At 63.4% G+C, this 23,224-nt stretch carries 24 protein-coding genes; 5 read left to right on the forward strand and 19 right to left on the reverse strand.

Annotated elements, in window-relative coordinates; genetic code table 11:
* Window positions 1–34: 34 nt before the first annotated feature.
* Window positions 35–352 carry an NIPSNAP family protein gene (locus WBR68_RS10995; RefSeq protein ID WP_230694195.1) on the forward strand — a complete coding sequence of 106 codons (318 nt, stop codon included), beginning with the start codon at window positions 35–37 and terminating at the stop codon, window positions 350–352.
* A gap of 5 nt (window positions 353–357) precedes the next feature.
* Here WBR68_RS10995 and WBR68_RS11000 read toward each other — a convergent pair whose 3' ends face one another.
* From WBR68_RS11000 to WBR68_RS11035, 8 genes are all read right to left on the reverse strand, one after another.
* A complete protein-coding gene (locus WBR68_RS11000; RefSeq protein WP_230694196.1) occupies window positions 358–1,134 on the reverse strand; it encodes an alpha/beta hydrolase in 777 nt (258 codons plus the stop codon).
* Entirely contained in the window at window positions 1,131–2,288 is a 1,158-nt protein-coding gene (locus WBR68_RS11005) for a glycosyltransferase family 4 protein (RefSeq protein WP_127185702.1), read from the reverse strand. Before WBR68_RS11005 ends, WBR68_RS11000 begins: the two co-directional genes overlap by 4 nt.
* Window positions 2,263–3,219, reverse strand: a complete 957-nt coding sequence (locus WBR68_RS11010) for a glycosyltransferase family 9 protein (RefSeq protein WP_127185703.1) — start codon at window positions 3,217–3,219, stop codon at window positions 2,263–2,265. The genes WBR68_RS11005 and WBR68_RS11010 overlap by 26 nt, the downstream gene beginning before the upstream one ends.
* 178 nt (window positions 3,220–3,397) lie before the next feature.
* Entirely contained in the window at window positions 3,398–4,525 is a 1,128-nt protein-coding gene (locus tag WBR68_RS11015; protein ID WP_230694197.1) for a serine hydrolase domain-containing protein, read from the reverse strand.
* A gap of 147 nt (window positions 4,526–4,672) precedes the next feature.
* A complete protein-coding gene (locus WBR68_RS11020; RefSeq protein WP_050445523.1) occupies window positions 4,673–5,980 on the reverse strand; it encodes an ATP-binding protein in 1,308 nt (435 codons plus the stop codon).
* Window positions 5,973–6,674 carry a response regulator gene (locus WBR68_RS11025; protein ID WP_050445524.1) on the reverse strand — a complete coding sequence of 234 codons (702 nt, stop codon included), beginning with the start codon at window positions 6,672–6,674 and terminating at the stop codon, window positions 5,973–5,975. The genes WBR68_RS11020 and WBR68_RS11025 overlap by 8 nt, the downstream gene beginning before the upstream one ends.
* 170 nt (window positions 6,675–6,844) lie before the next feature.
* Window positions 6,845–7,810, reverse strand: a complete 966-nt coding sequence (locus tag WBR68_RS11030) for a Bug family tripartite tricarboxylate transporter substrate binding protein (RefSeq protein WP_083447258.1) — start codon at window positions 7,808–7,810, stop codon at window positions 6,845–6,847.
* A 32-nt stretch (window positions 7,811–7,842) separates the two neighbouring features.
* Window positions 7,843–8,547: an alpha/beta hydrolase gene (locus tag WBR68_RS11035; protein ID WP_230694224.1), complete on the reverse strand. Its 705-nt coding sequence runs from the start codon at window positions 8,545–8,547 to the stop codon at window positions 7,843–7,845.
* On the opposite strand from WBR68_RS11035, the gene WBR68_RS11040 reads away from it, so the two are divergent.
* Window positions 8,491–8,622 (forward strand): hypothetical protein, encoded by a 132-nt coding sequence (locus WBR68_RS11040; protein WP_342490500.1) that lies wholly within the window; start codon window positions 8,491–8,493, stop codon window positions 8,620–8,622. The genes WBR68_RS11035 and WBR68_RS11040 overlap by 57 nt on opposite strands.
* Before the next feature lie 113 nt (window positions 8,623–8,735).
* On the opposite strand, the gene WBR68_RS11045 is transcribed toward WBR68_RS11040, so the two are convergent.
* The 4 genes from WBR68_RS11045 to WBR68_RS11060 are packed head-to-tail and all read right to left on the reverse strand — an operon-like array spanning window position 8,736 to window position 12,475.
* Window positions 8,736–9,161 (reverse strand): RidA family protein, encoded by a 426-nt coding sequence (locus WBR68_RS11045; RefSeq protein ID WP_230694198.1) that lies wholly within the window; start codon window positions 9,159–9,161, stop codon window positions 8,736–8,738.
* Between the two features lie 7 nt (window positions 9,162–9,168).
* Window positions 9,169–10,647 carry a 2-hydroxymuconic semialdehyde dehydrogenase gene (locus WBR68_RS11050; RefSeq protein WP_127185708.1) on the reverse strand — a complete coding sequence of 493 codons (1,479 nt, stop codon included), beginning with the start codon at window positions 10,645–10,647 and terminating at the stop codon, window positions 9,169–9,171.
* A gap of 51 nt (window positions 10,648–10,698) precedes the next feature.
* Window positions 10,699–11,511 (reverse strand): DODA-type extradiol aromatic ring-opening family dioxygenase, encoded by an 813-nt coding sequence (locus WBR68_RS11055; RefSeq protein WP_230694199.1) that lies wholly within the window; start codon window positions 11,509–11,511, stop codon window positions 10,699–10,701.
* Between the two features lie 40 nt (window positions 11,512–11,551).
* A complete protein-coding gene (locus tag WBR68_RS11060; RefSeq protein ID WP_230694200.1) occupies window positions 11,552–12,475 on the reverse strand; it encodes a DODA-type extradiol aromatic ring-opening family dioxygenase in 924 nt (307 codons plus the stop codon).
* 254 nt (window positions 12,476–12,729) lie between these two features.
* Here WBR68_RS11060 and WBR68_RS11065 point away from each other — a divergent pair, with 254 nt between their 5' ends.
* Window positions 12,730–13,275 (forward strand): MarR family winged helix-turn-helix transcriptional regulator, encoded by a 546-nt coding sequence (locus WBR68_RS11065; protein WP_083447260.1) that lies wholly within the window; start codon window positions 12,730–12,732, stop codon window positions 13,273–13,275.
* 207 nt (window positions 13,276–13,482) lie between these two features.
* Window positions 13,483–14,664, forward strand: coding sequence for an MFS transporter (locus WBR68_RS11070; RefSeq protein WP_050445530.1), 1,182 nt, complete (start codon window positions 13,483–13,485; stop codon window positions 14,662–14,664).
* Between the two features lie 114 nt (window positions 14,665–14,778).
* Here WBR68_RS11070 and WBR68_RS11075 read toward each other — a convergent pair whose 3' ends face one another.
* The 4 genes from WBR68_RS11075 to WBR68_RS11090 form a co-directional block, all read right to left on the reverse strand.
* On the reverse strand, window positions 14,779–16,137 hold the full coding sequence (locus WBR68_RS11075) for a metal-dependent hydrolase family protein (RefSeq protein WP_230694201.1): 1,359 nt from the start codon (window positions 16,135–16,137) through the stop codon (window positions 14,779–14,781).
* Window positions 16,138–16,163: 26 nt separating this feature from the next.
* On the reverse strand, window positions 16,164–16,943 hold the full coding sequence (locus WBR68_RS11080; protein WP_230694202.1) for an alpha/beta fold hydrolase: 780 nt from the start codon (window positions 16,941–16,943) through the stop codon (window positions 16,164–16,166).
* A 79-nt stretch (window positions 16,944–17,022) separates the two neighbouring features.
* Complete coding sequence (locus WBR68_RS11085; protein ID WP_230694203.1) at window positions 17,023–17,994, reverse strand: tripartite tricarboxylate transporter substrate binding protein; 972 nt, start codon at window positions 17,992–17,994, stop codon at window positions 17,023–17,025.
* A gap of 60 nt (window positions 17,995–18,054) precedes the next feature.
* Complete coding sequence (locus WBR68_RS11090) at window positions 18,055–18,924, reverse strand: fumarylacetoacetate hydrolase family protein (protein WP_230694204.1); 870 nt, start codon at window positions 18,922–18,924, stop codon at window positions 18,055–18,057.
* A 187-nt stretch (window positions 18,925–19,111) separates the two neighbouring features.
* On the opposite strand from WBR68_RS11090, the gene WBR68_RS11095 reads away from it, so the two are divergent.
* Window positions 19,112–19,780, forward strand: coding sequence for a FadR/GntR family transcriptional regulator (locus WBR68_RS11095; protein WP_050445535.1), 669 nt, complete (start codon window positions 19,112–19,114; stop codon window positions 19,778–19,780).
* A gap of 129 nt (window positions 19,781–19,909) precedes the next feature.
* On the opposite strand, the gene WBR68_RS11100 is transcribed toward WBR68_RS11095, so the two are convergent.
* From WBR68_RS11100 to WBR68_RS11110, 3 genes are read right to left on the reverse strand one after another with little or no spacing between them, the layout of a single operon-like run.
* Window positions 19,910–20,935: a Bug family tripartite tricarboxylate transporter substrate binding protein gene (locus tag WBR68_RS11100; protein ID WP_230694205.1), complete on the reverse strand. Its 1,026-nt coding sequence runs from the start codon at window positions 20,933–20,935 to the stop codon at window positions 19,910–19,912.
* A complete protein-coding gene (locus WBR68_RS11105) occupies window positions 20,884–21,948 on the reverse strand; it encodes an NADPH:quinone oxidoreductase family protein (protein WP_230694207.1) in 1,065 nt (354 codons plus the stop codon). The genes WBR68_RS11100 and WBR68_RS11105 overlap by 52 nt, the downstream gene beginning before the upstream one ends.
* The gene (locus WBR68_RS11110; RefSeq protein ID WP_050445579.1) at window positions 21,948–23,183 is read right to left on the reverse strand and encodes a CaiB/BaiF CoA transferase family protein; all 1,236 of its coding nucleotides are present in this window, start codon (window positions 23,181–23,183) and stop codon (window positions 21,948–21,950) included. Before WBR68_RS11110 ends, WBR68_RS11105 begins: the two co-directional genes overlap by 1 nt.
* Window positions 23,184–23,224 lie beyond the last annotated feature (41 nt).

Here is a 23,224-nt window from a genome sequence, read left to right on the forward strand (position 1 = left end):
ATCACTTTTTCGCAACATCAATCGAGGACACCCCATGCTTTACGACGTACGTACCTACACCTGCCGCGCCGGCACCATCAAGAAGCATCTGGCGCTGTATGCCGAACACGGCTATGAAGTGCAAAGCCGCCACCTGGGCAAGCCCCTGGCCTACATGCAGACCGAGACGGGTGACGTGAACAGCTACATGCACATCTGGGTCTATGACAGCGCCGCCGACCGCGACGCCAAGCGCCAGGCGCTACAGAAAGATCCCGCCTGGGCCGGCTACCTGACCAAGAGCGCCGACGCCGGCTATCTGATCAGCCAGGTAAACCGGCTCATGACGCCTACGGCGTTCTTCAAGCCCTGAGCGCCTTACCCCTGAAGCGCGGGCGCCTCGGCAATGCCGTTGACGAACGCCGCCACCCGCGCGACAACTTCGCGGCGCTCGCGACCCATCGTGATCAGGTGGCGGCTGTCTGCGAGCAACTGCAAGGACACGTTCGTATTGCATGCCCGATGCACGATTTCAAAGGCGTTCGATACGGACGCGATGTCGTCGTGTCGGGCATGCATGACCAGGCAAGGCGCCCGTAATAGATTCATGCGACGCAACACCGAGGCCGTCAGCTTTCGCATCTGGGGAAGCGCCCACCAGGGAGTGCCCGGCTGCCCCATTGGGAGCGATCGTTCTGCAAACACACGGTGTTGGCCGATGCCCAGCGCCCGCAACACAGGCATCAGGAAGGCCAGCCGGGCATAGCGCGGCATGTCTCTGCCGTCATGTCGGAAAGCGGGTGACAAGGCCAGCACGCCGGCCACGTGCAGCGGGCGTTCCTGCGCCAGGGCCAGCGCCAACAAGGCTCCCGTGGAGAATCCACCGACCACCAGGCGATCGACCCGGCCTGCCAGCAGATCCGCGCCGCGCCGCACGCTGGCCAACCAATCCAGCCAGCTTGTGTTCACCAGATGTTCCCGCGCGCCGCCATGGCCCGCCAGCGTCACCGTCAGCACGGTGTAACCCTGAAGGTTCAGGCTGCGCGCAAGCAGGCGCATTTCCTTGGGCGTGCCGGCCAGGCTGTGAACCAGCAGGATGCCGGTGCGGCCACGCTCCCCGTTTCCGGCAAGCAAATAGTCGTTGGGCAAGTTCACGCCGACGTCCCCTCACCCTGGCAGGCTTCAGCGGGCAGGCTCGGATCCATCGCACGGCGGTACGCCTCAAGCGTGCGGAACATCTTTTCCCCCAAGCGGAAATGCGTGTCCGCAAACGCGCGGGCGTTGGCCACGATGGCTTGCGTATGCCACGGTCGGTTTCGGATTTGCAGGATGCAATCGACATAACCCGCGACGTCGCCCGGCGCGGCCAGCCAGCCCGTATTGCCAGGCGTGACGATCTCGGGCAAGCCGCCCACGTTGCTGGCCACGACAGGCCGGCCCGTGGCGTAGGCTTCGGGCACGATGCGCGACCAGGCTTCCGTTGCCGACGGCACCATCACCACGTCAGCGGCCCGGATCATGTCGGGCACATCGGTCCGGTGGCCGGCGAACACCACATGCTCCGCAATGCCCAGATCCACCGCCAGGCGGTACAGCTCGTACGCATACGCTTGGGTGGACGGGGTGGCCATGCCCACGACCAAGGCCACGGCGGGCACCCCTTGGACACGCAGGCGTTGCACCGCGCGCAGCAGGTCGGCCTGGCCTTTCTCCGGGCGCAGCATCGCGACGGTTGCGATAACGTAAGCCTCGTTGGCGGCAGGAATTTGCAGGTCGCGTCGGATGTGCAAGGACGCGTCCGGCTCGTCGGCCTGCCGGAAGAACTCTTCGCCGGCCCATTCGCCCACGACACTGATCCGATCTTCACGCACCAACCGCGCCGCCAGCAGTTCCTGCTTGCCGACGTTGCTGGTCGCGATGACGTGGTCGCAGCCAATGTGCCACTCCAGCCGGCGGCGCGGCGAGGTACGCATCGGCTTGGCGAAATGACGGGTACGAACGACCGCGCACAGGTCGCGGCAGAGCGCGGCGGTTTTGCCGTCGGCCCGGCTATGGCTGTCGATGACCTGGATGTGCAAGGCCTTGATGGCGCGGCGCAGCGCCAGGACGGTCAACGGCGAATACGCCGGCTTGAAGTCGATGTCCACGGTTGTCAGGTGGCGCTCGCGCGCCGCATGGCTGACGGCGCTGCCCGAGGGTGACGCGATGGCCACGTCGTAGCCATGGTCTTGCAGCCAGCTTGCCTGCTCCAGGGTGCGGAATTCCAATCCGCCCAGGCTGGGTTCAGCCAGCGTATGCAGTATGCGCATGATGCTCCAATACATTAAGGCAGGCGGCCAGCACGTCGTCAGGCGTGATGGCGTCGATTTTGTCGTGCGGATGGCGCGGCACAACAGAGGCCGAGCCGGGCCGCTGCCAGAACCATTCCGGGTTCGGTTCGTTGAAAACGCCGACGTAGCGCACACAAGCACCTTGCGCAATATGCGAGGGGCCGCAGTCATTGGCCACCACCAGGCGGGCGCGCAGCATGATGGCGCTTAGCTCGGGAATGGACCGGCAATAGGCAATGGCGAAGTCGGGCCGCTGCATCGCTTGCAAGGTGTCGCGTTCCGCGTTCTCTTGCTGGCCCAGCACGAACAGGAAGCGGGTGTCATTGCCCAACTGCCGCTTGAGCTTGTCGGCCAACAGCAGGTAGTTCGCCAGGCTCCAACGCTTGAACGCGCCAGAACCGCCACCAGGGATCATCACCACGTCGGCGCTGTGGACGTTGCCCAGGTGCGGGCGCGCCAGCGTATGGAAGCACGTGCGCGTTGCGCGTCCAAGGTCAAACGGACGGTACGCGGCCAGCAGGCGCAGATTGGCCTGGCCGATATATTCGGTGATGTCCTTGCGGTGGCAATGCGTCCAGGCCAGGTCGCTGATTCGTGCATTACGGAAGCCCAGGCGGATGGGCGGCCGACGCAGCAGGTTGACCACGCCGAAACGTTCGCTGCTGTGATGCAGGCTGACGCATATACGCGTGTTTTTTTTCAGGCTACGCAGGTAATCGCCGAATGTGGACGCACGCACAAACTCATCCACCCAGGGCAGCGCGCGGTAGAAGCCGCCCACATTGTCCCGGGCAACCACCTTGATGCCCAGCGACGGCCACCACGTCTTCAGCTGATACAACGTCGGCATGGCGACGATCTGGTCGCCGAGCTGCGGCTGGCTTCTGACATATACAACGATTTCCGACACCTTCGGCCTCCCTGCCCGTGACGCGGCCGGTTGACCGCTGGCGGGCAATGTATCGGGAGGCGTCCGGCAAATTTCCGGGTTCCCTTTAACGATTGTGAAAAAGCGTGCAGGGGCGCTTCATACAACTACACAATTTTCTGGTTGCTGCGCCCGATCGTCGCCAAACGTCTCAAAACGGCTACCTGCCGTACTTGGCCTGACGCATCATGCGCATTGCCATCGTCGATACCGAGGCAACCAGCGATTCGCCGGAATCCGCGTTGCTCATGACCAGCACGGCCAACTTTTCCCGTGGGGCAAGCACCCATCGGGCATGGAAAGCTTCCGTCGCCCCGCTGTGTTCCCGTACTGACGCGGCGCTTACCAGGTCGTCACCGCAAGGCGCGGCCAGCCATGACACGGCAAAGCGGCAATCCAGATCCAGACCGCCACCCGCCACGGTTTCCAGGCCGAGCAGCATCCGCGCGGACCTTTCGGTCAGCACCCGCTTGCCGTTGTATCTGTCGCCGTCTTTGTCACCGTCCTTGTCGCCGTAGTTGCCACCGGCAAACAACATGCTGGAAAAGCGCGCCATCTCGGATGCGCTCGTCCACAGCCCGTCCGCCGCCTGGTTGGGCTGCGGCGCTTCCGTCCAGGGCTGACCACGCCGATAGCCGGACGCGCGCTGTTCCAGCATGCGCGCGTGTGGCTGAAACCCCGCGCGCGGCATATTCAAGGGTTGAAGAATCGTGCGGCGCACGTAGGTATCGAAGGGTTCGTGCGCCACATGCGCCACCATGTCGCCCAGCAGCGCGTACGCCATATCGGCGCGGGCGCGGCCCATCGTGTCTTCCAGCGTGGCCGGATGCAGGCTCAGCAGATTACGGGCGGTATAGGGTTCCGAGCCCATCCACTGCATGGCGTTACGGCGGGGTTCCACGTGCCAGTCCGGCAAGGCGTCTCCGGCAGGCGCGTCCAGCAATAGCTGGCCATCGTCGGCGGCGCGCAGCACGGCGGCCGCCGTGACAAGCTTGCTGATGGCGCCCACGCGATACAGCGTGTCGCGGGTGGCGAGTCGATGCCGCGACGCATCCGCATAGCCAAAGCCCGTGCTCCAGACGATGCGCTGATCATCCACGATGGCGATCGACACACCGGGCACCTTGGCCGCGTCCATGTCGTGGGGGATACGCAGGGCCAGGTATGCCAACACCGTCGCGTAATCGTCCTTGGCGATGGTTGCCGGCGCGGCGGGGGGCAGGCTCTGGCAACCGCCCGCGGCTAGCAACAACGATCCGATGGCAACCAAGCGACTTAACGAGAACATGGCGGTCGGCAAACCCTGTCAATGAGGAATGCCGTGATGCTATCGATGCCTCCGCGCGGGATCTTTCCCGCTTTGTAGGGAGTTTGTGAAGATCTTTACACGGGTGTCGCCATGCCTGGCAGTGCGCGGACTGTTGCTGCCGAGCGGTCAGGCCGCGTTCCAGCTGATCACGAAGCGGGCGCCGCCCAGCGGGCTGTCGGCCACCAGCGCCGTGCCGTTGTGCCACCGCGCCACGCGGCTGACGATAGCCAGCCCCAGGCCGGTGCCGCCCGTGTCGCGCGCCCGGCTTTCATCCAGGCGGATAAAGGGCTCGAAGATGCGTTCACGATCGGCGGGCGGCACGCCTGGCCCGTCGTCGTCCACCGTCAGCACGTACTGCCGTGGCGCCGGACGGGTTAATCCAACCTGAACCTGCCCGCCCGCGTGCCGGATTGCGTTCTGCAGCAGGTTGAGCAAGGCGCGCGTCATGTAGCGCGAGTGCAAGCGAACCTCGTCCACATCGCATTGCGTCACCGTGCACCGCACGCCCAGCAGCCCGGCCTCGAACGCCGCGTGCTGTACGACGGCATCAACCCAGCCCCGCGCATCCAGCGCCTGAAGCGCAACGTTGTCGCTCTTGTGTTCCAGGCGCGCGTACATCAGCAATTCCGACGCCATGCTGTCCAGTTCGGCCACATCGCTTTTCATTTCCTCAACCAGGCGGCTGCGCGCCGCCGGGTCGGGTTCACGGTCGATCATGTCCAGCTCGAACGACAGCCGGGAAATGGGCGTGCGCAGTTCGTGCGACACCGCGTTGGTCAGGTCGCGCTGATTGCTGATCAGCGCGCTGATGCGATCGGACATCTGGTTGAACGTGTCGCCCAGCCCACGGATGCTGGAAAAACGCGACAGCCGCACGCGCGCTTGCAAGTCGCCCTGCCCCATGTGCTGCGCGGCGGTCTTCAGCGCTTCCAGGTCGCGCCAGATCGGCAGCGCCCACAGCAGCATGAAGCCGCACAGCAGCAAGCCCAACGCGACGTAGATGCCAACGATTACCCAGGTGCCGACCAGCGGCTCGGGAGGCATCTTGACCAGCAACCATTGCGCGCCCGGCCCCGGAATGGCGGCAACGAAGCTCATCAGATTGTCACGCAGGAAGAAGCCGCCCGAGTCGATCGTGCGCCGCTCCTCGTCGGTCAGCGCGAAGTCCGCCGCGCGGTAGTCAGCGGGGTCCAGCACCTGCAAGACCAAGCCGTAATGCGGCGCCAGCGTGTTGCGCACATAATCGCGGCGCGCCTCGGGCGGCACGTTGGCCAATTCCTGCTTCAGGCTGTGTAACTGGCCGCGCACCGCCTCGCGCGTGTAGTTCGCGGTCTCGGGCTCGAAGAAGTAATTCGCGGCCCGATCCACCGCTTCGTTTGACAACACAAACCCAATCGCCAGGACCACGAAGATCCGCAGGACGAACTTAAGCATCGCCCAGCTCGTGCGCCTTGGGCGTGAACAAATAGCCCTTGCCCCAGATGGTCTTGATGCGGGTGGGGTCGCGCGGATCATCCTCCAGCTTGCGGCGCAGCTTGCTGACGCACACGTCCACGCTGCGATCCAGGCCGTTGAACTCAATGCCGCGCACCGCGTTAAGCAAATCGTCGCGCGTCAACACCTGGCCGGCCTGGCTGGCCAACGCCCACAACATCTCAAATTCCATGGTGGTCAGGTCCACCTCGACGCCGGCGAGTCTTACCGCGCGCGTCTGGCGGTCGATGGACAGCGGCCCGAATTCCAGGTGATCCAGCTGCGCCTCGGCCTGGTTGTGCCGGCGCATCAGCGCGCGAATCCGCGCGAGCAGCACGCGCGGCTCCACGGGCTTGATGACATAATCGTCCGCACCGGATTCCAGCCCCAGGATCTGGTCCAGATCGTCTTCGCGGGCGGTCAGCATCAGGATGGGCGCACTTGAAAAGGCGCGCAGGTCGCGGCAAACCTGCAAGCCGTCGCGGCCCGGCAGCATCAAGTCCAGAATGGTGATGGCCGGCTCGTGGCGACGAAATGCCTCCACCGCATGATCACCGCGATAGGCCTGGGCGACATTGAAACCGTGTTGTTCCAGAAACTGCGCAATCAAGCGCGAAAGCTTCGCATCGTCTTCGACTAACAAGGCCTTGGTCATGGTGTCCGGACTAAAGTTCACGCACCGCTACGGTGCATTTCGCGGCAAGCATACACCGAACGACCCAAGTCCAAGACAAGGTGGATGAATCGATACCCTGCATCAACCAGGGCATCTGCAACGGCGGGCGGGCGCGAACCCGTGTCGCTTGTCGGCCCGCTTGGCGTTCCCTATTCCGCCCGGGCGCCCGAAACCTTGACCGTCTCTGCCCACCGTTTGGTTTCCGAGGCAATGAATGCCGCGAATGCTTCAGGGCTTGAGGCGATCGGGTTGAGCGACATCGTGGCGTTCGCCCGTTCGACTTCCGGGGTCTTGAGGGCAAGCCCGATCGCTTCGTTCATGCGCTTGATGATCGCATCCGGCGTACCCTTGGGCGCCACGATCCCGCCCCAAGCCACCGCTTCGAAGTTGGGGAAACCGGATTCGGCCATCGTGGGAACATCCGGCATGGTCGCCAGGCGCTTGGGACTGGTGACCGCGAACGCTTTCAGCGTGCCGTCGTTGATGAACTGCTGCACGCCGTTGACGTTATCGAACATCACGTCGACCCGGCCGCTGACGACATCCGATAGCGCCATGGAGCCGCTGCGATACGGCACATGGGTGATATCCAGCGCGCCAACCGCCTTCATCATTTCGCCTGTCAAATGGCTACCCGAACCTACCCCGGTTCCCGACGCGAAGTTCACCTTGCCGGGGTTCTGCTTGATATACGCCGTCAATTCCGAGATGGAGTTCGGCTTGAAGTTCTTGCCCGCGACAAGAATGTAAGGGTTGTCGAACAGCAAGCCGACGGGCGCAAAATCCTTGACCGGGTCGTAGGGCAGGCTGCTATAGAAGCTTGCGTTGACCGCCAGGGTAATGTTGTTGCCAAAGCCGAAGGTGTAGCCATCCGGCGCCGCCTTGGCAACCGTGCGGGTGCCCACGATTCCACCGGCGCTAGACAGGTTTTCCACGATGACGGGCTGTTTGAGGATCCTTCCAATCTGTTCGGCAACGGGCCGCGTCGCCACGTCTGGCCCAGACCCCGCCGCATAGGGAATGATGAGTTTTATGGGTTTGCTCGGCCAGGATTGCGCATGCACGGCCGTAGAAAGTGTGATCGCCAAGAGCGCGATCCATCGGGAAATTTTCATGGGATTCTCCAACATACCTGTTTGACTGCACGTCATCCGCGCAAAATTTGAATCAGGCGATTCATCCAGGGATATTCCGCGTCCCCCGCCGCAAGCGCCGGCGAAAAATGATCTCCCGGCAGCACCATGCTTTCGCAGGGCCGTTGCAACCGGCGCAGCTCGGCCTGCATGGTTTGGTTGCCCTTGATGATGCGTGGCAAGTCTTCCTTGGCATAGGCCAGCAACATCAAGGGCGCGTCTTCATTCAACAGACAAACCGGACTTGCCAACGCCGCTTCCGACGCGTCGTGTAGAAGAATTTGATGCGTACGTTCTTCCCCACTATCGGCAAGCCGATCGGGATACCGAATATCAAGCGGCGCACACAGCGGAAAGCACGCGACTATCGACGATGCCGGGATGCCGTGGCGCGTCAGACCGTCGGCGCTTAACGCGGCAAGCGTCATCAAGTGGCCGCCCGCCGAATGCCCGCCAAGCGCAATGCGGCTTGGGTCGCCGCCGTACTCGTGAATGTTCCGATACACCCACGAGATTGCTGACAGGCAATCATCCAGAAGCGCCTGCCATTTGTAGCCAGGCGCAAGCCGATACGAGACCGAGACAAACGTAATGCCGGCGGCGACCAATGCCGGGGCCATCAACGCCACCCACTCCTTGTAGCCATTCGTCCACGCGCCGCCATGCGCGAAGACCAGCACTGGGCCGGGTTGTCCGTGCGCGTTTCTGCTGGGGTACACGTCGAGTCGGTGCGCGTCCGTATCGCCGTATTGAATGTCGGCGACACGTTCACAGCGCAGGACGGCGGCAGCTGACAGCGCCAGGGCCGACCGCGCGTAGTCTTCGGCCTCTGGGGGATACAAGGGAGGTTGGGGAGATAGATCGGTGAAGCTCATGTCTGGACCGCGCTGAAGTGATTTCGCTTGCTCTACAGTGGCTTGTAGGCCACTGCCTTGATTTCGATGCGCAGCATCGGATGCGGCAGTTGGTGCACCGCCACGGTGGTTCGGGCGGGGCCGTCGTAGTCGAAATACTCGGCATAGACCTCGTTGTAGCCCTTGAAATCGCCCATATCGACCAGATACGTGGAAAGCTCGACCAGGTCTTTCAGGCCGGCGCCCGCGCGTTCAAGAATCGCCTTGATGTTCTCGATGACCGCCCGCGTCTGCGCGCGGATATCGGCATCCAGCACGCCCATGGCGTCGGTTTCGGCGCCCACGAAGCTGTTGTCGGCGCGCCGGGAACTGGTGCCCGAAATGAACAGAAAATCACCCGCACGCTTGACGTGGGGGAACTTGCCGCGCGGCTGCGCTCGTCCTTCGACGACGGCCGATGACACATTGCTTTTTTCCATGATTTTCTCAGTCAGTGACGGCGTCCGGCGCATCCACGTGGATGCAAACGTTGGTGAGTTCGGAGTAGAAGTTCAGCGAGTGCAGCCCGCCCTCGCGGCCGATACCAGACAGGCCGCTACCGCCAAACGGCGTGCGCAGATCGCGCAGGAACCAGGCGTTGACCCAGGCAATGCCAACGTTCATGGACTGCGCAACACGGTGCGCCTTGTTCACGTTGCTGGTCCAGATCGTCGCCGCCAGGCCATACGGCGTGGCATTGGCGCGGCGGATGACTTCCGCTTCAGAGTCAAAGGGCGTGATGTGGCCGATGGGGCCGAATATTTCTTCCGACACGCAGCGCGCGTCATCGGCCAAGCCGGCGATCAAGGTGGGTTCAACCCAGAAGCCGCCATCCAGCGCATTGCCAAAGCTGGGCGTGCCGCCGCCCACGATGAACTGCGCCCCTTCTTCTCGCGCCAGCGCGTAGTAGCTAAGCACCTTGTCGCGATGCGCCGCTGAAATCACGGGGCCCATGTCTGTAGCCGCATCGGTGGGATCGCCTAGCTTGATGCGCTTTGCGCGTTCAGCCAGCGCGGCCACGAAGCGGTCGTAGATGGGGCGCTCAACAAAAATGCGTTCCGAGCACAAGCACACCTGGCCGCTGTTCAGGAACGCCGCGCGCGTCATTCCTTCCACGGTTTTCTCGAAATCGCAGTCGGCAAAGATGATGGCCGCGTTCTTTCCGCCCAGCTCGAACGACACCGGCTTCACGCCGTCGGCGGCGGCGTGCATGATGGCCGTGCCCGTCTTTGATTCGCCGGTAAAGGTGATGGCGCTGATGTCCGGATGCTTGGTAATGAATTCCCCAGCCGAATTCGGGCCAAAGCCGTGCACGAGATTGAACACGCCGTCCGGCAACCCCACGGACTGCATCACCTCGGCAAGCAGCGTGGCGGTGCCTGGCGTTTCTTCCGATGGTTTGGCCACCACCGCGTTGCCGCACGCAAGCGCGGGCGCGACTTTCCAACTGAACAGAAGCAGCGGCAGGTTCCATGGCGAAATGATGCCGACCACGCCCAAGGGCTTTCTGACGGCGTAGTTGATGGCGTGGGCGCCGTCAGCCAGCTCGGTGCGAAACGTTTCCAGCGGGGCCGTCTTCAGAATGTCCGCAAAGATGCGAAAGTTTGCCGCGCCGCGCGGGATATCCAGCTTGGACGCCAGGGATACCGGTTTGCCCGTATCGCTGACCTCTGCTTCCAGGAAGTCATCCGCACGCCGATCGATTTCGTCGGCGATGCGGTAGAGCATGTCGGCCCGGTCGGCAACCGACGTGGCGCCCCAGCCGCGCACCGCTCGGTGGCCCGCGGTGATCGCCGCGTCGACCATTTCCTTGCTGGCCTCGTGCACGTCGGCAAAGCGAACGCCCGTTGCCGGGTTGATGCCGGCAAACCGCTTTTCGCTGTCGACGAACCGACCATTGATGAAATTTCTGTACTGCTTGAACACGACTGCTCCTTGGCAAGGTCGGGCCCGTCAGGCAGGCCCTTTTGATAGGCGCTACTGGAGCTTGAACTCCACGACAGCACCGCCGCTGCCGTACAGCGGTGCATACTCATGCACGATGGCCTGCTTGAAATTCCCGCCCATCGCGCCAAGCAGCCAATGGAATTGCTTCAGCCCCATGTCCGGATGCGCTTGCCTGGCATAGTCGGGCAGGCTCGCGCGCAACGCTTCGACATCGCCGCCTTCCATCAGGGCCAGCACACGCCGGTTCCACGTGTCGTCGGCTTCCGAAAGAATGTGGTCTTCCTGAAGATCAATGTTGTCGCGGAACATGCTGTTGGACAGGCCGCCGATTCCGACCACCGCAACGCGCTTGTCTTGCAAGGCGGATGCGGCGATGGCGCCCAACTGCTCGGTCTGCTCGGCGCTGTGATAAAGATTGTTTGCCGCGATGACGACTGGCAACGCCGCTGAGCCGAAGTGCATCAAGGTGGTCGCCGTAATCGTGCCCGTGTCGATCGGGAACTGGTCGTAATCGACGCCTCGCGTCTTGATGCCCGCTTCGTTGCAAGCTTGAACGCAGCGATGCGCCAGGGCCGAATCCGAATAAATGTCGAATGGCTGCTCGCCAAACTCATGCCAGTTCTCATCGACATGCAGTCCGGTGCTGCGCGCCCGCGTGATCCACAACTGGTCCAGCACGGCGAACCATTGCGTGGAATAGACCAACACGCAATCAGGCTTGGACTCGGCCAGCGATTTGCCGGCATGCGCCAAGGCGTCTCGCAGGCGGCCCCACGGCGCCACGTCGGGACGCAGTTGCGGCAGCGGGCTGCCGGGAACAAGAAACGCGGACACGATGCTCATGGTTTTTCCCCTTTTCCTTTTTGCTTTCCAGGCCGCGCGATCAGGCTGGCTGGGTTGCCGGCTTCAGGCTTGAAAGCCCCGCTTCCTGAAGGTTCCATTCGATCACCGCGTTGCCGGTGCCGATGACGGTGCCGTAGCCATGCAAGCGGCCGGCAAGTTCGGGATAGCCCATCGCGGCGTGCATCCAGGTGAAGGCGCCGGACTTCACTTCGGCGAAGGCTTCATCAATGAACTGGGGCAGAAGCTGGAAGGTTTCTTGCATGCGGCCTTGCCGCATCAGGTTGATCATGCACACGTCCCACTTGTAGCCGTCGTAACGCTCGGGATGCTCCTTGGTCATGTCCTCGGGCAGCTCAGGTTCTTCATGAAAATGCCAGTGGGACAAGGTGTTGCTGGCCAGCAGCACGGCGCGGCGTCCGGTCTTGCGGATGGCTTCCCGCGTGGCGCGGCCCAGCAGATCCATCTCGCCCTGGCCTTCCTTGGTGTTAAGGAAGTACGGCGTGTTGTTGGCGGAGATGCCCACAACAGGAATGTCCCATTGCGGCCGAATCATGTGCAGCGTGGTGATCGTTCCGTAGTCTGGCCGGAACTTCGGATTGCGCATCATCTTGCTGACCAGGCCAAGGTTGGCGGCCTCTGCGCAGCAGGCCTCGGCCAGCTCAACATCCACGTCCATGCCGAAGTCATAGCGGAATATGTTGGGAAAGATGGGGTCGACCGATCGCCCGCTAAGCCGTGGCACGCCCAGAAAGTGGTGCCCCACCTGCGTAATCCAATGCGGGGAATGCACCAGCAGCACGTCGGGCTTCATGCGTTCAATGCTCTCGCGTGCCTGCTCATACGCCCAGCGCAGCGGTTCCCAGCCGCCTTCCGACCGAGGTTCGTTCTGAGGCGGGTTTTCGCCGTAGACCAGGTGCGGGGGATGCGGCGCCAGGAAGCCGGAAAGAATCATTCCTTCGCTCATGGTGAAGCTCCTTCATTGACAGTTGAAACGCGATCCCCATCGCAGCACCCAGCGGAACGGGCTTTATGGGACGTATGCGTACTATATTAGGGCGGAGCAACAAGCCAAGAAACGAGTAATTACCCTATCAATATCCGTTTAACGTGGTAAATGCGCGTTATGAGGAACCTCTTATCTTGTACGTATACATGCTATTGTAACTACGCAGGGTCCCATCTTAATATCTCCATCTACCGTAGAACCCTCTGATCACAATGGCCCGTTCACCGTCCTCCAAGCCCACCCCATCCAAGTCCGCCCCCTCCCCGGTTTCGTCCTCAACCGCCGCGGCGGAAGTCGACGCCCTGCTGCGAAATTTCCGGCTTGAAGATGTGCCGTCGCATCTTTTGCGGCGCGCGCACTTCAAGGCCGAGGAGATCTTCGCCACGACGTTTTCGGGCGAAGGGGTAACGCCCAGGCAGAAAGCCGCCTTGGTCCTGCTTTATCAAGAGCCGGGGCTTAGCCAGAACTCCTTGTCGGAACGCTTGGCGATGGACCGCAACACGGTCGCCGAGATGGTAAGACGCATGCATGGCGGCGGGCTGATAGAACGCCGACCGTCTCCGACGGATGCCCGGGCCTATCAGCTTTACGTGGCGCCGGCCGGGCTGGACCTGCTATGCAGAGTGATGCCGCGTGATGTGGTGGTGGAAGACCAGCTGCTGGCTCGCCTGCCCGAGGAATACCGAGGCCTGTTCGTCAAATGCCTGCGCCTGATCGCCGAGTACGACAATGAGGCGGACGCGCCCAAACCTGATTGACGGTTGAACACCGGGCGTGCGCCCGCCCACATGACATGACGCGGCGCACTTAAGAGCGGGCAATGGACGCTTTGCTTTCAGCCGGCCGACAGCCGGGCGCGGGGCGGTCCCGCTACACTCTCGGGATCCCGCGCCGATGGCCGCCGGACCGGCCTCGCGCGCATGGGCGTGGCGGTCGGCAGGCGGCCTTGCTCTCATCGCCCCGTCATGTCGCAACCTAATTCGTTCAATCTCAGGCAGATCGCCGTGCCGGCGTTCGGCCCGTCGCTGCTCTATGGCATCAGCAACGGCGCCATCCTCCCCGTCATCGCGCTCACCGCGCGTGACCAAGGCGCCTCGGTAGCCGCCGCCGGACTGATCGCCGCCCTGATCGGGATAGGGTCGCTGCTCTGCAATATTCCGTCCGCGCTGATCACCGAGCGCTTTGGCGAGAAACGCGCCATGGCCGGCGCCGCCCTGTTAAGCGTGGTCGGCCTGGCTCTCGTCATCACCGTCCCCACGCTCTGGGTGCTGGCGCTGGCCATGCTGATGCAGGGCTGCGCGCAGTCGGTCTTCCAACTGGCGCGCCAGAGCTACATGATCGAGGTCGTGCCGCTGGCGTACCGGGCGCGCGCCCTGTCCACGCTGGGCGGCACCACGCGCATCGGCACCTTCATCGGCCCCTTCGCGGGTGCGGCGCTCATCCATTTCGTGGGGCTTGAAGGCGCTTACTGGATTGCCATCTGCGCCATGTTCGGCGCGGGGTTCATCGCCATCAAGGCGCCCGACATCGAACCCGTGGGTAACACAGGCCCGGGAGCCCCACGCGCCCGCATAGGCGAAGTCGCGCGCGACCATCGCGGCGTGTACGCCACGCTGGGCGTGGGCGTGATGCTGATCAGCGCGCTGCGCGCATCACGCCAGGTGGTGATTCCGCTGTGGGCGGACCATCTGGGCCTGGACGCCGCCACCACGTCACTCGTCTACGGGCTGGTCGCCGCGGTCGACATGTCGGTGTTCTATCCGGCGGGCAAGGTCATGGACCAGCGCGGCCGCCTGTGGGTGGCGCTGCCGTGCACGCTGCTGATGGGGCTGAGCCTGATGGCCATCCCGCTGACCAGCGGCGTAACGAGCTTCATCCTGGTGTCGGCGCTGCTGGGCTTTGGCAACGGCATCGGCTCCGGCATCGTGATGACGCTGGGCGCGGACGCCGCGCCCCCAGGCGCACGCACGCAGTTCCTGGGCATCTGGCGCTTCATGGCCGACCTGGGCGCAAGCGGCGGGCCGGTGGCGCTATCGGTACTGACCGCCCTGGTGTCGCTGGGCGGCGCATCGTTTGGGGTTGGTACCTTGGGCCTGGTCGCGGCGGGTGTGTTCTGGCGCTGGCTGCCTCGGCGCGGGCGGGCTTGAGCGGCCGGTATTATCAATGCCCAGGCGCAGTGCAAGTGAAGGCGGAATACCGAGTGAGCTCGACGCCGTTGGGACGGCGGACGCAGCATATTGCCGCGCGCCGCCTATCCCGGCCTATATCTGCTGCGAGTTCATCGGGTCCACGGACCTCGCCCGCCTCGCCCCCACCTCGACCATCGGATTTCCACCGTAGATAGAACGGATCACCCCGCGCGGAGGCAAAAGCGTGCGCGCGTTCTTGATAATCTCGCCGTCCTTCATCACCATCAGGATCTTCGTTGGATCCTGCAAAACCGCCAGGTTCTGCAATGGATCTCCATCAACCAAGATCATGTCAGCCAGAAAACCTTCCTTGAGCTGCCCAAGCTCGTCGGGCCGCATCATCAACTCTCCGCCCAACCGCGTAGCCGCCAGCAGCGCTTCCTTGGGCGTCATGCCAATGTATTTGACGAAGTACTCGAGGTCACGCGCGTTGGTGCCGTGCGGCATCCAGGCAAATCCGTAGTCGCCACCAGGCAGAATGCGGATGCCGCGCTTGTGCATTTTCGAGAGGTTCTCGGCAGCGACCTCCAGCTCACGCTTGTAGCCCATCTTCGTGGCGATGGCTTCGGTTATCCCATACTCCGAGGCGTTGTAGAGGGTGTTGACCAGCCATCCGATGCCCGGCGCCACAAAGTGCTTTTCCTTGTTGGCTTCCAGCATATCCAGAGCCTCTTCGTCGGCGAAGCTGGCATGAAAAATCAGCTCAAAGCCCTGCTGCACACAGGTCTTGACGGACTCATTGGAACGCGCGTGAGCCGCAACCCGCTTGCCTGCAAGCTTGGCTTCGGCCGCGAGCATGGCTATTTCCTCTTGAGAAAATGGATTCGCTTCGGCAGGAATGCCCGCGATGTATTCCCCAGAGAGATTGATCTTGAGATGATCAACGCCGTACTTTACGAACATACGGACGATGCGACGCATGTCTTCGGGCCCGCTGCAAACGGCGCCAAAGTTCATCTCCTCGTAGGGTAGATGCGGCAGGGTGTTGTCGCCCAAGCCGCCAGCAGTGGTGATTTCCTGGCTACCCGCAAGATAGCGCGGCCCCGGAAATGCGCCCGCCTCGATGACGTTGCGGGTGACGACATCCAGGCGAGGCTTTGCGGTGGCGGCTCCCAATGCGCTGGTCCAACCCATTTCCAGATAGCGCTTGGCGACGCGCACGCACCACAGGATGTGTTCCTCGGGCGGCATGAACTGGATTGCCGACAGGCTGGGCTGGTCGTTCCAGGAAAAATGCGTATGCGCTTCTGTCATGCCAGGCATCAGGAACGCGCCGTGGCCGTCGATGATGCGCGCATCGCCGGTATCCAGGTATTCGCCTTGACGGGCCAACGAAACGATGCGGTTCGCGTCTACCAGCACTTCCCCCGGGTAAGGATCGGCGCCTGAGCCATCGAACAGTGTCACATTGGTTATGGCGATTCTTGTCATGTCTTGTCTCCTCGGGCTACCCGCTTTCAGGGCTTATAGAAATCGGTAAGGATGCGCAGGCATTCGAGCGGCTTTTCATAGGTCGTCCAATGCCCGCAACCTTCCAGCACAAAGGTGTTGCGTGTTCTCAGGCGCTCGGCAAGCGCGGCCGTGCCTGCGGGCGTACCGACCCCATCTTCGTCGCCCGTGACCAGCAACGCCGGGATATTCAGCGATTCGACCTCGGCCGCGACCGCCTCCGCCAACGCTTCGCAGTTGCGCGCATAGCCTTCCGGCGGCTGGCGCATGATGGATTCACGGATCAGCGCAAGCGCAGCCGGGCGTTCGGCCTTGGTCTGTGCGCTGGTGGCGGCCTTGCAGATGGCGTCCGCGATTTCCTGCATAGCAGCCACTCCGGAGCGCGCCAATCCCGCGCGCTTGCGCGTGGCCTCGCGAGCGGCATCGGCTGGCGCGGTGAGCGGGCCGAACAACGCCAGAGACCGCACACGGGTGGGATACCTCACGGCCAAGTGCTGGGCGACGATGGTGCCCATCGAATGAGCCACGACGTCGACACTTTGCAGATCCGCATCGTCCAGCACGCCTATCAATGCCGCCACGTGTAGGTCGACACTCAAGCCGTCGGGCGCTTCGGCACTACGCGCGGCCCCGGCGAGGTCAGGCCGCAGCACCCGACGTTCGCCAAATGCGGGCATCACGGGCCCCCAAAAATTGGAGCTTCCGCCCAACCCGTGGATGGCCAGCACGGCATCCTTGCCGTTACCGGTATCTTCTACCCACAGGCCATTGATGATCTTGGAACTCATGCACTCACCTCGTTTGATAGTCGGCCTAGGCCGGAGATTGCGATGCCATTGCATGGACGGAATCAGCCGTCCCACAGCATCAGTCGACTTTCCCGATTCTGTTCACTGCCCGCTCCAGAGAAGCGGAGTCCGCCTTCCAGTATTCGTCGAAGGCCGGGGCGTCCAGATACTGAACAGGGCTGCCGGTAGCGGCTATCCGCGAACGAAATTCCGGATCATTGGCAACGTCCCTGATGGCCTGGCGCAGCCTTTCCAGAACGGCTGGCGGCGTCCCGGCCAGCGCGAAGACCCCTGACCATTGCACGAAGCGGATGTCGTAGCCTTGGGATCTGAAAGACGGTACTTGCGGCAGGCTATCGAGCGCGCCGTCCCCCCAATGCGCCAGCGGCCTGACGCGCCCTGCTTGGATCAATGGCATGACGCTGGAGGGACCGGTAGCAAGCGCGTCGACCTGGCCGCCCACCAACGCTTGAACTGCCGGACCGGCGCCCGTGAACGGCACATGCATCATCTTGATCCCGGCAGCGTCTTGCAGCATTTCCATCGGCACATGCATCGTGCCGTAGATGCCCGAGGATCCAAAGCTGAGCTTGCCGGCCTGGCTTTTGGCCGCGGCGACAAATTCCTGCAAAGTCTTATACGGCGCATCCGCGCGCACCACCAGCACAGTGGGATCCGCCGTGACCCGCGCGATGGGCACGAACTGCTCCAGTTCATAGGCCGGTTTGCGTTCCAGAAGGCGATCCGCCGCGGGCAAGATGGAAATCGCCGACAGGCTCATCAGCAACGTGTAGCCATCCGGTTTGGCTCGCCCGGCCTGACCGATGCCGATGGCGCCGCCTGCGCCGCCCTTATTTTCAATAACGATAGGTCGGCCCAGTTTGGCACCGACCGCCTGAGCCAACGGCCGTGCGATGGTGTCGGCGACGCCGCCGGGCGGGAAAGGCACCACCATCGTGATGGGGCGGTCGGGGTAGTCCGCCGCCATCGCCGAGACGGCACCCAGCCATAGCAAGGCAGCCGCAGCCACCCTCTTGCAGCGCAGATTCATGTCTCACTCCGTTATGGTTTTGTGTCCTGCAACGCGCCGCTACTCCGCCGGCGCGGTCCTTCAGACGAAACGGTTTTCGATCTTCCCGATGCCATCGATCTCGACCCGGACCGTGTCACCGCTCGTGAGGTATTGCGGCGGATTGAGCCCCTGCCCCACGCCCGCCGGGGTGCCGGTCGCGATGATGTCCCCCGGATACAGCGTGATGCCGCGCGAGCACGTTTCGATCAACGTGGGGATATCGAAGATCAGGTCTTCGGTGCTGCCTTCCTGACGAAGTTCGCCATTGACCCAGCAGCGCACCCGGGTCTTGCTCCCGTCAAGCTCGTCGGCCGTCACCAGCCAGGGGCCCATCGGGCAGAAGGTGTCAAAGGACTTGCCCAAGTCCCACTGCTGATGGCGCATCTGCACATCGCGCGCCGTGACATCGTTGACCACCGTGTAGCCGATCACATGGCTCATGGCTTCGGCGCGCGAGATATTGCTGCCCCCCTTGCCGATCACCACCGCCAGTTCGGCTTCGTAGTCGATCTTGTCGGAAATGCCTACGGGCAAGTGAACGTTGGCCCAAGGCCCGACAACCGTCTGCGGCACCTTGGTAAAGACGATGGGCCAGGATTCCGGATTGGCGTCGTTGTCCTTGAACACCGAATCGCGCAGTTCTTTCGCATGCGCGTGATAGTTGCGCCCAACACAAAAGAGGTTGCGCCGCTGCGCGGGAAATGGCGCTTCGTGTTCCACCTGATCCCATCGATAGGCGTTGCCAACCGTGGCCGGCAATGCCTTGCCTTCGGCCAACAGATCCACAGCAGCCAACGCGCCTAGCGCCGCGAGCTCGCGGGGAAAATCCAGGGCGGTCACGCTACCGCCATCGTCGGCAACCACTCCAACCCGACGCTCGCCTTCAATTCGAAATACCGCGATCTTCATGCTTGCTCCCCAGGCGGCCAAATCCGCCAAACAGATAAAACCAAATCAAACCAATTGAAGAATTTTCAGAACCAATTTGGTCGAATAATAGACCAAATAAACCAAATAGCAAGTAGGAATCTTCCGCCCCACTCTCTCTCATTGGACTCATTTGGTATGATCGCGATCATTCGTAGAGGAAGCCTTCATGGACAAAGCCTCCGCCATGCGGGCGGTCATCATTGAGAACCTGACATCAGGCGTCTGGCCCGCCGGGCATCGTTTGCCTACCGAACGGACATTGAGCGAACAATTCGGTATCAGCCGTTCCACCGTTCGAAGGACGCTGACAGAACTGAAGGGCGAAGGCCTGATCTCTCAACGCGTGGGCAGCGGCACGTACGCCAGTCCCACGTCGGCGTTGGCGCAAACCGAGACCCTGCTACGCAACGAGGTGCTGGCCACCAGTCCTGCCGAACTGATGGCTGCGCGGCTGGTGCTTGAACCCGCCATCGCGGCCTTGGTGGTTCAGCACGGCACCCCCGCGGACTTCGCGGCCATGCAACATGCGTGTGATGAGGCCGAAGCCGCGTCAACCTTCGAAGCGTTTGAAGTCTGGGATGCCAAGTTGCATGAACTGATGGCAAAGGCGGCCCACAATCTCTTTATCGAGAAAGTGTTCGCGCTGATGACCGCGGCGCGCTCACAGGCCACATGGGGCGCGCTCAAGCGGAAAAGCCTGACGCCCGAGCGTCGGGAGGCCTACCAACTTGAGCACCGAGAGATCGTTGAGGCGCTGCATGATCGCGACGCAGCGAGAGCGCAAGAAGCCGTGCGGCGACACCTGCTGCACGTGCGGGACAATCTACTAGGCTGATTTCCCATCCCGAATCCGGAGCGGCGCTGCGAGGCTTCGGCAACGGCATGGGAGCAAGCATCTTGATGCCGCTGGGCGGCCCGCCCAGCGAAATAAGCCATCGTGACGGACGGCTATCAAACGACCCGGTTATTGCGGTGTTATCTGCGCCGCCTTCACGATGTCGCCCCACTTCTGTCCCTCGGACACATTGAAGCGCGCGAACGTGGCCGGGTCCGAACCCACCGGCTTGGCGCCCAGCGCCGTGTACTGCGTCACGACGTTGGGCTGCTTGAGTGCTCGCGCGGCATGGTCGGCCAACTTGGCCACGATTTCTGGCGGCGTGCCCTTGGGCGCCCACAGGCCATACCAGGTGCTGATATCGAATCCCGGAAAGCCGGATTCCGCCATGGTCGGCACGTCGGGAAGTTCATCCACCCGCCGCGCGGTCGTGACCGCCACCGCGCGCAGCTTTCCCGACTTGATGAACGGCATGGCCGACGGCATCGAATCGAACATCATCTGAATCTGTCCGCCCACCAGATCCGTCAATGCCGGCGCGCTGCCCTTGTAGGGCACATGCTGCATCTGCAAACCGGAGCGCACCTTGAAGGACTCTCCCGCAAGCTGCTGCGCCGACGCAGACCCGGCCGATCCGAAATTGAGCGGCTGCTTCTTGCCCTGCGCAATCAGTTCCTGAACGGTACGAGCCTTGCCGGTTTGTGGCACCACCAGCACCAAGGGCACGTCCGCCAACTGAGTGATGGGCGCGAAATCCTTGAAGGCGTCGTAGCGCATCGACTTGTAGATATACGGATTGATCACGTGCAGGGATGCGTTGGCCAGGAAGGTGTAGCCATCCGGCGCGGCGCGCGCCACGAGATCAGCGCCGATCATGCCGCTTGCGCCCGGCTTGTTGTCAACGACGATGTTCTGGCCAATGGTCTTGGACATTTCCGCCGCCACCAAGCGCGCCACGATATCCGTCGGGCCGCCCGGCGGATAGGGGACGACCATGGTGATGGGTTTGGAGGGAAACGCAGCGTCGTCGGCCAGCGCGGTCAATGGACCGGTGGCAAGGCCCAAGGCCAGTGCGGCGGCGGCCAGTTGCCTGGCGCGTGGAACTATGCGGGAGCAGCTCGCCCCAAGGGCGAGTCGGGCGGTGATGGCATGCATGGGTTTGTCTCCGTCGTTATTGTGATCGCCACCTTGCCGACGACTTGTCGGCTTTCCAGGGCGGCGAGTGCTGCGGCAAGACCGGTGATCGGATAGACCGCCGTTACAGCTGGCCGGATCCGCTTGCTGCGGGCCCAGTCAAACAAAGTGGACATCGTCCGCTGCATGGCGGGCGCGTGGACGATGCGTTCGTCAGCAGGCGTCCAGCCGATGTAGCGGCCGAAGAAAAACCCATGCAGGGCAATGTTCTTCACCAGCAACAGGTTCAGTGGCACATCGGGAACGCGGCCGCTGGCGAAGCCCACCGAGACCATCCGCGCATTGGCCGCCGCCGCCCGCACGCTGCGCTCAAACGCGTCGCCGCCCACGGCATCCAGCACCACGTCGGCGCCGCGCCCACCGCTTGCCGCCTTGACCGCCTGCACCATGTTTTCGTCAGCGGCGAACGCATGCGCGGCGCCCGCGGCCAGCGCGGCCTGGCGCTTGGCATCCGTGCTGGCGCAGGCCAGCACCGTGGCGCCCAGCGACGAGGCAATCTCCACCGCCGCCAAGCCGACGCCAGACCCGGCCCCCAACACCAGCACCGTGTCGCCAGGCTGCATGGCGGCGCGCCACAGCAAGGCGCACCAGGCAGTCCCGTAGGAAATGGGAATGGGCAGGGCAGACAGCAGCGGCAAGTCGTCGGGCACGGGATAGACGGTGTGCTCGGGCAAGGTCAGGCGTTCGGCGTAGCAGCCCCAGCGCGACAGCGCCACCACCTTGTCGCCCGGCTTCAGGCGCGTGACTTCCGCCCCGCAAGCAATGACGCGCCCGGCCGCTTCGGTGCCAGGCGCGAATGGCAGGGGTGGCCGGCTTTGATAGCGCCCTTCGATCAGCAGCTTGGTCGCGTGGCTGACGCTTGCGAATTCCACGGCAACCGTGACGTCGTGGGGGCCAGGGGCCGGAGCGTCCGGCATGTCGCCCGGCAAGACGTCCTCAACCGGACCATGGCGTTGGCAGATCAGCGCGCGCATCAGTGCCCCCCTTGAGCAGACGGCGCTTGGCGCAGCACGCCCATGTCCAGCATGGACTGAATGTCTGCAGGCGCTACCCCCCACTCCGTCAGCACGGCAACCGTATGCTGACCGATCTCGGGCGCGGCTTGCAACGGCCGGCGCGCAGCCGCGCCCGGCACGCGCGCGAACGGCAAGGGTTCGCCGCCGGGCTGCGACAGCGGCTCCAGCAGACCGATATGCGCGGCCTGCGGGTGAGCGGCCAAGCTGTCGTAGTCTCTGACCCTTGCATGCAACACGTCTTCGCGCGTGAAGCGCTCCACCCAGTGCGCGGCAGGCTGCGTCGCAAGTTGAGCGGCCAATTCGCGATGAAGTCGTTCGCGTTGCGCCATGCGCCCCTCGTTGCTGGATAGCGCCGGGTCGGCCAGCCAGTCGGTGCGTTCCAGCGCACGGCAAAGCCGCGCGAACTGGTCGTTGTTCAGCGCCAGGACCGACAGGCTTGCGTCTGCCGTCCCGAACACGCCGTTGGGCGCGCTCACCGCGCCCGCGGCGCGTGCGCCCGCCATGCCGAACGCCAGGATGTCGTTGACCTGCAATGCGGCGCAGGCCTGGAACAGGCTCAACTGCACATGCTGGCCGCGGCCCTCGCGCGCCTGCTGATACAGCGCGGCGCTGGTGGCCTGCGCGGCATACAGCGCCGTGGCGATGTCGGCCATCAGCAGACCGATTCGGCGCGGCTCGCCCTCGGGCGTCTGGTTCGCGAACATCAACCCGCTGTCGGCCTGCATCACCGAGTCCGACGCGGGTGCGTTCGAGCTGGGGCCATCCGGCCCGTAGCCGCTGATGGACACGTACACAAGGCCCGGGCAGCGCTGGGCCAGACTGTCGTAGCCCACGCCCATGCGTTCGGCCACGCCGGGGCGGAAATTCTGGATCAGGACGTCGGCCTGTTGTGCCATCTGCGCCAGCAGGGCCTTGCCCCGTGGCTGGCGGGCATCCACGCATACGCCGCGCTTGCCCACGTTGTAGGCGATCGACAGCGCGCTCTGCCCTGCCCGCACGACGCCGACATGGCGGCCCCAATCGCCGTCCGGGGGCTCCACCTTCACAACGTCCGCGCCTTGCTGCCAGAGTATCTGGGCGCAATAGGGGCCCGCGATTCCCTGGCTAAGGTCCAGCACGCGCAGGCCCGCGTAGGGGGATGAACGCGGGGCTGAATGCGGGCCGGAAGAAGGGTCGATCGGCGTGGTCGGCATAGGTGCAAGAAAGGCAAGGACAATGCGGTCGATGCTAGACT

Source organism: Achromobacter sp. JD-1, from assembly GCF_038594925.1.
Taxonomy (GTDB): domain Bacteria; phylum Pseudomonadota; class Gammaproteobacteria; order Burkholderiales; family Burkholderiaceae_B; genus Achromobacter; species Achromobacter spanius_C.